This window comes from Symbiopectobacterium sp., assembly GCF_051710365.1.
Taxonomy (GTDB): Bacteria; Pseudomonadota; Gammaproteobacteria; order Enterobacterales; family Enterobacteriaceae; genus Symbiopectobacterium.
This window is the reverse complement of record NZ_JBPETA010000121.1, coordinates 1-10,216: the sequence shown is the minus strand read 5'-3', so window position 1 is coordinate 10,216 and position 10,216 is coordinate 1. Positions and strand designations below refer to the sequence as shown.

Sequence of the window (10,216 nt, the reverse complement as noted above, 5' to 3'; positions counted from 1 at the left end):
TTCAGTATTGGTGACAGACCACCACAAGTATCCAACCTCAATTCTATTCACAAGACCATCGTTGATGTTCTCGGCGAGCGATACCGTCGAATTTATTCTTAAAGTAGGTGCGGAATGACGGATAAAAGATGAAAACAAAAAATAATTAAGAACCGTTATTAACTCACTGCTCAATATATTAACCATGGAAATATTAAATTAACAATTTATAAATATTAAATTAACAATTTAAACAATGTGGTTATGATTAAATCATCTACGCTTGATAGTGCGTTAAATTAAATCTGCGCGAGCAAGTCAAAAATTGGTTTGCTAATTGATGTTATTGTTAAGTCTATTTCTACATTTATTTAACAAGTAATCGTATGGCGAAAACCTGGTAAACGGCTTTGTTGAATAATAGGTAATCATGCTGTTTTTCTATGCCAGTTTTGGTAGAAAATGCTTGTCATCTTAGGTGTACAGTTTTCTCATGGGGCCTAACTGCATGATTTTGCGTTGCGAGGATCCGTCGTTTCACTTGGCTGCCAGCATAAAATCTATTTATTCAACAAAGCCCTGGTAAACCAGAAATTAACATTGAGCGTGCTATTTGCGTCAGATCAAAATCTTAAGCTGGCTATCAGTGGGGAAATACGCTTAAATTGCGCCACATCAATTTTCACCAAAGGTGCACCGAAAGGGGAAAGTTGATTTGAAACCAAAAACACAATCTGTGTCACGTAAAAACCTATTTATTGTAGGGGATTACAGGCGTAATATAGCCGCTACCCTGTTTGTGGTATCGTTTTTAGCTATTTTTAACGTGTTTTCTTTGGCGTGTTATTGGTTTAACGGTGAACTCTCGCTGTTTATAAAAGCCGGTTCTGAAGCAATTTTCTGTTGTGTTCTTTTTGGGTGTTTAGCGGCTTGTTTGCATTTACAAGCTAAAACCTTCCTGCGAGGAGCAAGGAGTCAAGATGTTTGATATAGTCGAACTGTCACGTTTACAGTTTGCCTTAACCGCGATGTACCATTTCCTTTTCGTACCATTAACGCTGGGGATGGCGTTTTTGTTGGCGATCATGGAAACGGTCTATGTGCTGACGGGCAAACAAATCTACAAGGATATGACCAAGTTCTGGGGCAAGTTGTTTGGTATCAACTTTGCGCTGGGCGTGGCCACCGGGCTGACCATGGAGTTCCAGTTCGGTACTAACTGGTCCTATTTCTCCCACTATGTCGGGGACATTTTCGGCGCGCCGCTGGCTATCGAAGGCCTGATGGCGTTCTTCCTCGAATCAACGTTTGTTGGCTTGTTCTTCTTTGGCTGGGATCGCTTGGGCAAAGTGCAACACATGGCCGTGACCTGGTTGGTGGCGCTGGGGTCTAACTTCTCCGCGCTGTGGATTCTGGTTGCAAACGGCTGGATGCAAAACCCCATCGCTTCTGAATTCAATTTCGAAACCATGCGTATGGAAATGGTGAGCTTCTCACAACTGGTGTTGAACCCGGTTGCGCAGGTGAAGTTCGTTCATACTGTCGCTGCCGGTTACACCACGGGTGCCATGTTCATTCTGGGCATCAGTGCTTACTATCTGCTTAAGGGCCGTGATTTGGCCTTTGCCAAACGCTCATTTGCCATTGCTGCCAGCTTCGGCACCGCAGCTGTGCTGTCAGTTATCGTACTGGGTGATGAATCCGGTTATGAAATGGGCGACGTACAAAAAACCAAACTGGCCGCGATTGAAGCCGAGTGGGAAACCCAACCGGCACCTGCCAGCTTTACGCTGTTCGCCATTCCCAATCAGGAGAGAATGGAGAACCAGTTCGCCGTGCGCATTCCGTTTATGCTGGGGCTTATTGCCACGCGTTCGACGGACGGCGTGGTACTGGGGCTGCGTGAACTGATGGATGGTCACCAGGTACGTATTCGCAACGGCATGAAAGCGTATGAGTTGCTGGAGAAGTTGCGCGCGGGTAATACCGATCCGGCTGTGCGTGAAGCCTTTAACCAGTCCAAACAGGATCTGGGTTACGGCATGCTGCTCAAACGTTACACTGCGGACGTTGCTAATGCGACTGAAGCACAAATTCAGCAGGCAACTAAGGACTCTATTCCTCGCGTTGCGCCGCTCTACTTTTCGTTCCGCATCATGGTGGCCTGTGGCGTGCTGATGCTGCTGATTATCGGCCTGTCGTTCTGGAGCGTTATCAGAAACCGTATCGGTAAAAACAAGCTGCTATTGCGTGCTGCCTTGTTCGGTATTCCGTTACCGTGGATTGCGGTTGAAGCTGGTTGGTTTGTTGCCGAGTACGGTCGCCAACCGTGGGCTATCGGTGAAGTGCTGCCCACGGCGGTAGCGAACTCTTCGCTGACGGCGGGTGACATCCTGCTATCGATGGGCTTGATCTGCGGTTTGTATACGCTGTTCCTGGTCGCCGAAATGTATCTGATGTTCAAATTCGCGCGCCTCGGCCCAAGCAGCCTGAAAACAGGGCGTTACCACTTTGAACAGCCGTTGACGCTGGCTCAGGACGCACGGTAAACAGGAGTCCACTATGTTTGAATATGAAGTATTACGTTTTATTTGGTGGCTGTTGATTGGCGTGCTGATGATCGGTTTCGCTATCACTGACGGCTTCGATATGGGGGTTGGCGTGCTGGTGCGCGTGATGGGGCGTAATGATGTAGAACGCCGTATCATGATTAACAGTATCGCTCCGCACTGGGACGGTAACCAGGTGTGGCTGATCACCGCGGGCGGGGCGCTGTTTGCTGCCTGGCCGATGGTGTATGCCGCAGCATTCTCCGGTTTCTATATCGCAATGATCCTAGTGCTGGCATCGCTGTTCTTCCGTCCGATCGGTTTTGACTACCGCTCCAAACTGGAAGACGCGCGCTGGCGCAATATGTGGGACTGGGGCATCTTCATCGGTAGCTTTGTGCCGCCAGTGGTGATTGGTGTGGCGTTCGGTAACCTGTTGCAGGGCGTACCGTTCCATATTGATGCCAATGCGCGCCTGTTCTACACCGGTAACTTCTTCCAACTGCTTAACCCGTTTGGCCTGTTGGCGGGCGTTGTCAGCCTGACCATGATCCTGGCGCAAGGTGCTACCTACCTGATGATGCGTACCAATGGCGATCTGTATGTGCGCTCGAAAGGTGCGGCTCAACTGTTGGCGTTGGTAATGATGGTGACCTTTGCGTTGGCCGGCGTGTGGGTGATTTACGGTATTGACGGCTATACCATCACCTCCGTGTTGGACAAGGCGGCTGAGTCTAACCCGCTGCACAAAGAAGTGGCGCATCAGGCCGGGGCCTGGTTAGCTAACTTCACTGCGCATCCGGTGCTGTGGGCTATCCCGTTGCTAGGCGTGGTGCTGCCGCTGCTGACAATCGCGACGGCTCGTGCGAACAAGGGCGGCCTGGCTTTCCTGTTCAGCTCGCTGACTATCGCCTGCGTTATCCTGACCGCTGGGGTTGCCATGTTCCCGTTTGTGATGCCTTCCATCACGCAACCGAACGTGAGCCTGACCATGTGGGATGCCACCTCAAGCCTGTACACGCTGAAAGTGATGACGATCGTCGCCATTATTTTTGTACCCATCGTGCTCTCTTATACGGCATGGTGTTACTACAAAATGTTCGGTCGCATTACCAAAGAGCATATTGAACAGAACACCCACTCTCTGTACTAAGTAAGGAGCTTAATGATGTGGTATTTTGCCTGGATACTCGGAACGCTTCTTGCTTGCTCGCTGGGGATTATTACCGCTCTGGCGTTAGAGCAGAGTGAAGCAACTAAAGCGAAAGCGGCAGAAGATAACGCGCAATGAGCAGTCTGGTTGATAAACTCTACCAACTGATGGACAAGGGCCCGTTACGGGTTCTTGCCCTGCTCATGGCGTTGCTGATGGCGGGCTGTGTGATGTGGGACCAGACACGTTTTGCTGCACGCACCAGCGCGTTGGAAGTGTGGCAAGGCCCGTTGCTGGTATGGGCCGTTTGTACCGGTGTGATATACGGGGTAGGGTTTCGCCAGCAACGCCTGCTGTGGCGCGTGATTTTTGCGCCTTTTCCTGCCTTTGTGATCCTGCTCGCAGGGCTAATTTACTTCTTTCGCTAGTATTACTTTCTATTCCGTTTGGTTATGGGTTGCTTGCAACCCATAATTATTTTATTTCCCTCTAAGCAACCCATTCCAAACCTCATTTCTCTTGCGTATAGTAGCGGTGTTTCGTTGTATTACCGGGATGTAGAGTGAGCAATACGTTGTTTCGTTGGCCTGTACGTGTCTACTATGAAGACACAGACGCCGGTGGCGTGGTGTATCACGCCCGTTATATCGCCTTCTATGAACGTGCGCGGACAGAAATGTTACGTCAGCAAGGTTTTCATCAGTGCGCCTTGCTGGAAGAGCATGTGGCTTTCGCTGTGCGCCGTATGGCGGTCGAGTATTTTTCTCCGGCGCGTCTGGATGATTTATTGAACGTAGAGAGTGAAATCACAGTGATACGCGGTGCTTCTCTCACGTTTGCTCAGCGTATTCTCAATTCTCACGGCGATCTGTTGAGTCAGGCCGACGTATTGATCGCTTGTATCGATCCACATCACATGAAGCCCATCGCGCTTCCTAAGTCTATTGTCGCGGAGTTTAAGCAGTGACTGACATGAATATCCTTGATTTGCTCCTGAAAGCCAGTCTTTTAGTGAAACTTATCATGCTGGTTTTGATTGGTTTTTCTATCGCCTCTTGGGCGATCATCATCCAACGCACGCGCATTTTGAATACTGCTACGCGTGAAGCTGAAGCCTTTGAAGATAAATTCTGGTCAGGCATTGAACTCTCCCGACTGTATCAGGAAAGCCAGACGCGCCGCGATTCGTTGGCAGGTTCTGAGCAGATCTTCTATTCCGGCTTCAAAGAATTTGCCCGCTTGCATCGGGCTAACAGCCATGCGCCAGAGGCGGTGGTAGAGGGCGCTTCTCGTGCCATGCGCATTTCCCTGAACCGCGAACTGGAAATGCTGGAAACCCACATCCCGTTTTTGGGTACTGTCGGCTCTATCAGCCCGTATATCGGTCTGTTCGGTACGGTATGGGGGATCATGCACGCCTTTATCGCGTTGGGAGCGGTTAAGCAGGCCACGTTGCAAATGGTTGCTCCGGGTATTGCCGAAGCACTGATTGCGACCGCCATTGGTCTGTTTGCGGCGATCCCGGCGGTAATGGCCTATAACCGCCTGAATCAGCGTGTGAATAAACTGGAGCAGAACTACGACAACTTCATGGAAGAGTTCATCGCTATCCTGCATCGTCAGGCCTTCACTGAAAGTAGTAAGTAATCAGGAGGCAGCATGGCTCGTTCACGTGGTCGCCGGGATCTAAAATCCGAAATTAACATCGTTCCATTGTTGGACGTGCTGCTGGTGTTGTTGCTGATCTTCATGGCAACGGCCCCCATCATCACACAGAGCGTGGAAGTGGATTTGCCTGATGCGACAGATTCCAAAACCGTCTCCAGCAACGATAATCCACCGGTGATTGTCGAAGTGTCTGGCGTCGGTCAGTACAGTCTGGTTATTGAACAAAAGCGGATGGAACAACTTCCCGCTGAGCAGATTGTGGCGGAAGCCCAGGCGCGTATGGCTGAAAACCCCAAGTCGGTGTTTCTGATCGGGGGCGCGAAAGACGTGCCTTATGATGAGATCATCAAAGCGCTGAACTTGCTGCGCCAGGCTGGGGTCAAATCAGTAGGTCTGATGACTCAGCCTATATAATCAATGCGTTGCAGTCAAAGCGTGATGTTTTTTCTGGCAATCGTTTATTACGGCAACACAGTATTTGGGAACCGCTTGTGCTAAAGGCCACCGAAAAACCTGATAAGTTGAAACGCGCCATTATTGTCTCGGCCGTTTTGCACATCATACTGATTGCTTTGTTGGTGTGGAGCTCATTCCACTCCTCTATGGATGCCAGTGGCGGCGGCGGTGGCGGCTCGGCAATCGATGCGGTAATGGTTGATCCCAATGCCGTCGTTGAACAGTACAACCGCCAGCAGCAGCAACAGAGTGATGCAAAACGCGCGGAACAGTTGCGTAAAAAGCAGGCTGAACAGCAAGCTGAAGAGTTGCAGCAAAAGCAGGCTGCTGAGCAACAGCGTTTAAAAGAGCTTGAGAAAGAACGTCTTCAAGCGCAAGAGGACGCCAAGCAGCAGGCGCAAGAGCAGGCCGAGCAGCGTAAGCAGGCGGAAGCCGCTGCCGCTAAGGCCAAAGAACAGCAACAGCAGGCGGAAGCCGCTGCCGCGAAGGCGAAAGCCGAAGCTGAACAACAAGCCAAAGCAGCCGCTGACGCGAAGAAAAAAGCTGAAGAAGAAGCGAAGGCCAAAGCGGTAGCTGATGCGAAAGCCAAGGCGGATGCAGAAGCCAAGGCGAAAGCTGAAGCCGATGCTAAAGCGAAGGCCGCAGAAGCGAAGGCGGAAGCAGACGCCAAGGCAAAAGCGGAAGCCGATGCCAAAGCGAAAGCGGCTGCTGATGCGAAAGCCAAAGCCGCAGCAGATGCAAAAGCCAAGGCGGCTGCGGATAAAAAAGCCGCCGCAGAAGCCGCTGCACAGTCTGATTCCGTTGACGATCTGCTCGGTGGTTTGGCGTCGTCGAAAAACGCGCCTAAATCAGGTGGCGGTGCGCCAGCCGGTGCCGGCGCGGCGAAAAAGAGCGGTGCCTCAGGTGCCGCACTGGACAGTTATGGCGGCCAGGTGCGCGCGGCGATCCAGAGTAAATTCTATGACTGGCAGCTTTATCGGGGTAAAATCTGTACATTGCGCATCAAACTGGCACCGGACGGTCTGCTCGTTTCCGTTGAAGCGGAAAGTGGCGATCCGGCACTGTGTCAGGCGGCGATTGCCGCAGCCAAGCAGGCAAGAATACCGAAGCCGCCAAGCACGGATGTGTATGAAGCTTTCAAAAACGCACCGATTGATTTCAAACCGCAATAATCGTGGCGTGAAGTACGATGCTAACGGTGCCACATGGCACCTTTAGGACAAGGATGATAGCACCACCCACGGGTATTGTGTTTTGGTGATACCGGTTTGTTAAAATTCTGCTAATTTATCCGAGGCGATACCTCTGGATAAGGGAGATGAAATGAAGCAGGCATGTAAAGTTGCACTAGGTTTTTTAATGCTGTGGGTCACAGCGCTGCACGCCGAAGTGCGTATCGAGATTACCCAAGGGGTTGACTCGGCACGTCCTATCGCCGTGGTTCCGTTCAAGTGGGCTGGCGGCGGCGCAGCGCCGGAAGATATTGGCGGTATCGTTGGTGCGGATCTGCGCAACAGCGGTAAATTCAATCCGATCGATCCCAGCCGTATGCCGCAGCAGCCGGGTTCTGCCTCGGAAGTCACGCCTGCTGCCTGGACGGCGCTGGGGATTGACTCTGTCATCGTGGGTCAGGTTCAGCCTGGTGCGGACGGTAGCTACGTGATCTCTTATCAACTGGTTGATACCTCGGGTAACCCAGGCAGCGTATTGGCGCAAAACCAGTTCAAGGTCACCAAACAATGGCTGCGCTATGCCGCACATACCGCCAGTGATGAAGTGTTCCAGAAGCTAACCGGTATCAAAGGTGCCTTCCGTACCCGTATCGCCTATGTGGTGCAGACCAACGGCGGTCAGTTCCCTTACGAACTGCGCGTATCTGATTACGATGGCTACAACCAGTTTGTAGTGCACCGTTCTCCGGAACCGCTGATGTCACCGGCCTGGTCGCCGGATGGCAGCAAAGTGGCATACGTTACCTTTGAAAGTGGCCGTTCTGCGCTGGTGATTCAAACGTTGGCCAATGGTGCAATCCGTCAGGTTGCGTCCTTCCCGCGTCACAACGGTGCTCCGGCGTTTTCCCCGGATGGTAGCAAACTGGCCTTTGCGCTTTCCAAAAGCGGCAGCCTGAACCTGTATGTCATGGACATCGGCTCCGGTCAGATTCGTCAAGTGACGGATGGTCGCAGCAACAATACTGAGCCAACCTGGTTCCCCGACAGCCAAACTTTGGCATATACTTCGGATCAGGCTGGACGTCCGCAAGTCTACAAAATTAACGTCAATGGCGGAGCCCCGCAGCGTATCACCTGGGAAGGTGCGCAGAATCAGGACTCAGAAGTCAGTGACGATGGCAAAATGCTAGTGATGGTGAGCTCCAACGGTGGCGCTCAGCATATTGCTACACAAGATCTAGTGACGGGGGCCGTTCAAGTCATTACGGGCACCTATCTGGACGAAACGCCGAGTATCGCACCGAACGGCACGATGGTGATTTACAGCTCTAAACAAGGGCTGGGCTCAGTGCTGCAACTGGTGTCTACTGACGGACGTTTCAAAGCGCGTCTTCCGGCAACTGATGGACAGGTTAAATTCCCTGCCTGGTCGCCGTATTTATAAACATAAATAATTTTTTCAAAGGACATAAGAGATGCAATTCAATAAAGTACTGAAAAGCCTGATGTTGGCTCTGCCGGTGCTGGCTATCGCCGCATGTAGTTCACACAAGAAAGACGGCAATGACCAGTCTACCGTTGGCACTGCAGGCAGCGGTTATGAAAACGGCAATATGTCTTCTTCTGAGCAGGCTCGCCTGCAAATGCAAGAACTGCAACGCAACAACATCGTATACTTCGATCTGGACAAGTACGATATCCGTTCTGACTTCGCTCAGATGCTGGACGCGCACGCTTCCTTCCTGCGCAGCAACCCGTCCTACAAAGTGACTATCGAAGGTCATGCGGATGAACGCGGTACGCCGGAATACAACATCGCCCTGGGTGAACGTCGTGCTAACGCTGTTCAGATGTACCTGCAAGGCAAAGGTGTTTCTTCCGATCAGATCTCTATCGTTTCTTACGGTAAAGAGAAACCTGCGGTTCTGGGTCATGACGAAGCTGCATGGTCCAAAAACCGTCGTGCGGTCCTGGTATACTAAGACCATTGCATGAACAGTAACTTCAGACGTCATCTCGTGGGTCTGTCGTTATTGGTTGGCGTAGCGGTCCCTTGGGCCGCTACTGCCCAAGCGCCAATCAGTAATGTCGGCTCTGGCTCGGTGGAAGACCGTGTCACCCAAATGGAGCGTATTTCTAACGCTCATAGCCAGCTATTAGCTCAACTTCAGCAGCAGCTCTCTGATACGCAGCGCGATATTGACAGTTTGCGTGGGCAGATTCAGGAAAATCAGTACCAGTTGAATCAGGTTGTTGAACGCCAGAAGCAAATCTATCAGCAAATGGATAGCATGGGCTCCTCGTCGTCAACGCCGTCGGCGTCTTCTGCGCCAGCAACGGATACGGGGGCGTCTACCTCCAGCCCCGCCAGCAATAATGCGGGCGCGGCGGCTGCACCGGCCAGTACCGGTGATGCCAACAGCGACTACAACGCTGCGGCAGCATTGGTGCTAGAGAAAAAGCAGTACGATCAGGCTATTGCCGCTTTTCAGGCATTTGTCAAAAAATATCCTGATTCAACTTACCAACCGAATGCCAACTATTGGCTGGGTCAGTTGAACTACAACAAAGGTAAGAAAGACGACGCCGCTTACTATTTTGCGAACGTGGTCAAGAATTACCCGAAATCCCCTAAAAGCTCCGAAGCCTTACTCAAGGTTGGGGTGATCATGCAGGAAAAGGGGCAGACGGATAAAGCGAAGGCTGTCTACCAGCAGGTCATCAAACAATATCCTAATACCGAAAGCGCCAAGCAGGCACAAAAACGGCTGACTGGGCTCTAACCCCTTTCCAGGCACAAAAATTGTGCGCCATGAGCGATTTTTGTGCTTTGTCGTTTGATGATTAAGCAGTTGAACCGTTTTTCAGGAAAATAGGTTGCACTGAGCGGATAAGTTAGTAACATATGCCGCCGTTGCCAAGGCAAGGTGAAAACGCCGAAGTAGCACCATGATGGGTCGTTAGCTCAGTCGGTAGAGCAGTTGACTTTTAATCAATTGGTCGCAGGTTCGAGCCGAGCGAAGCGAGACAGCAACGCTTTAGCGTTGACCCCGAAGGGGCGAGGCCAACGGCCGAGTTATCCTGCACGACCCACCATTTTCTAGATATCCTTTTTATAACCGTCATTCCGCACCTGATTTTTCTTTTTTCGGGACTTGACGGTATTCTGAAGTTCTGAATTTATTACTGCTTTTTGCAGACCAATCAGCATGAGTACTCCCCACGTTACCATCCGTAAC

The 10,216-nt window shown here is 51.3% G+C and carries 12 protein-coding genes and 1 tRNA gene; all 13 read left to right on the top strand.

Features of this window, described 5'->3' with window-relative positions:
- Window positions 1-694 precede the first annotated feature (694 nt).
- Entirely contained in the window at window positions 695-967 is a 273-nt protein-coding gene (locus ACTBDZ_RS11735) for a hypothetical protein (RefSeq protein WP_438815441.1), read from the top strand.
- Window positions 960-2,528 carry a cytochrome ubiquinol oxidase subunit I gene (gene cydA, locus ACTBDZ_RS11730; RefSeq protein WP_438815440.1) on the top strand — a complete coding sequence of 523 codons (1,569 nt, stop codon included), beginning with the start codon at window positions 960-962 and terminating at the stop codon, window positions 2,526-2,528. Before ACTBDZ_RS11735 ends, cydA begins: the two co-directional genes overlap by 8 nt.
- Before the next feature lie 13 nt (window positions 2,529-2,541).
- Window positions 2,542-3,681, top strand: coding sequence for a cytochrome d ubiquinol oxidase subunit II (gene cydB, locus ACTBDZ_RS11725; protein WP_438815439.1), 1,140 nt, complete (start codon window positions 2,542-2,544; stop codon window positions 3,679-3,681).
- Window positions 3,682-3,696: 15 nt separating this feature from the next.
- On the top strand, window positions 3,697-3,819 hold the full coding sequence (gene cydX, locus ACTBDZ_RS11720; RefSeq protein ID WP_195314819.1) for a cytochrome bd-I oxidase subunit CydX: 123 nt from the start codon (window positions 3,697-3,699) through the stop codon (window positions 3,817-3,819).
- Complete coding sequence (gene ybgE, locus ACTBDZ_RS11715; RefSeq protein ID WP_438815438.1) at window positions 3,816-4,109, top strand: cyd operon protein YbgE; 294 nt, start codon at window positions 3,816-3,818, stop codon at window positions 4,107-4,109. The genes cydX and ybgE overlap by 4 nt, the downstream gene beginning before the upstream one ends.
- Before the next feature lie 134 nt (window positions 4,110-4,243).
- Window positions 4,244-4,648 (top strand): tol-pal system-associated acyl-CoA thioesterase, encoded by a 405-nt coding sequence (ybgC, locus tag ACTBDZ_RS11710; RefSeq protein WP_438815437.1) that lies wholly within the window; start codon window positions 4,244-4,246, stop codon window positions 4,646-4,648.
- Complete coding sequence (gene tolQ / locus ACTBDZ_RS11705) at window positions 4,645-5,328, top strand: Tol-Pal system protein TolQ (RefSeq protein WP_438815436.1); 684 nt, start codon at window positions 4,645-4,647, stop codon at window positions 5,326-5,328. The genes ybgC and tolQ overlap by 4 nt, the downstream gene beginning before the upstream one ends.
- A 12-nt stretch (window positions 5,329-5,340) precedes the next feature.
- Complete coding sequence (tolR, locus tag ACTBDZ_RS11700; RefSeq protein WP_222160037.1) at window positions 5,341-5,763, top strand: colicin uptake protein TolR; 423 nt, start codon at window positions 5,341-5,343, stop codon at window positions 5,761-5,763.
- Window positions 5,764-5,840: 77 nt separating this feature from the next.
- The gene (gene tolA, locus ACTBDZ_RS11695) at window positions 5,841-6,977 is read left to right on the top strand and encodes a cell envelope integrity protein TolA (RefSeq protein ID WP_438815435.1); all 1,137 of its coding nucleotides are present in this window, start codon (window positions 5,841-5,843) and stop codon (window positions 6,975-6,977) included.
- A gap of 151 nt (window positions 6,978-7,128) precedes the next feature.
- Window positions 7,129-8,421, top strand: a complete 1,293-nt coding sequence (tolB, locus tag ACTBDZ_RS11690; RefSeq protein ID WP_222160039.1) for a Tol-Pal system beta propeller repeat protein TolB — start codon at window positions 7,129-7,131, stop codon at window positions 8,419-8,421.
- A gap of 31 nt (window positions 8,422-8,452) precedes the next feature.
- A complete protein-coding gene (pal, locus tag ACTBDZ_RS11685; protein ID WP_438815434.1) occupies window positions 8,453-8,959 on the top strand; it encodes a peptidoglycan-associated lipoprotein Pal in 507 nt (168 codons plus the stop codon).
- Between the two features lie 9 nt (window positions 8,960-8,968).
- Window positions 8,969-9,760 carry a cell division protein CpoB gene (gene cpoB, locus ACTBDZ_RS11680; protein ID WP_438815433.1) on the top strand — a complete coding sequence of 264 codons (792 nt, stop codon included), beginning with the start codon at window positions 8,969-8,971 and terminating at the stop codon, window positions 9,758-9,760.
- A 171-nt stretch (window positions 9,761-9,931) separates the two neighbouring features.
- Window positions 9,932-10,073: transfer RNA gene (locus tag ACTBDZ_RS11675), tRNA-Lys, on the top strand.
- Window positions 10,074-10,216 lie beyond the last annotated feature (143 nt).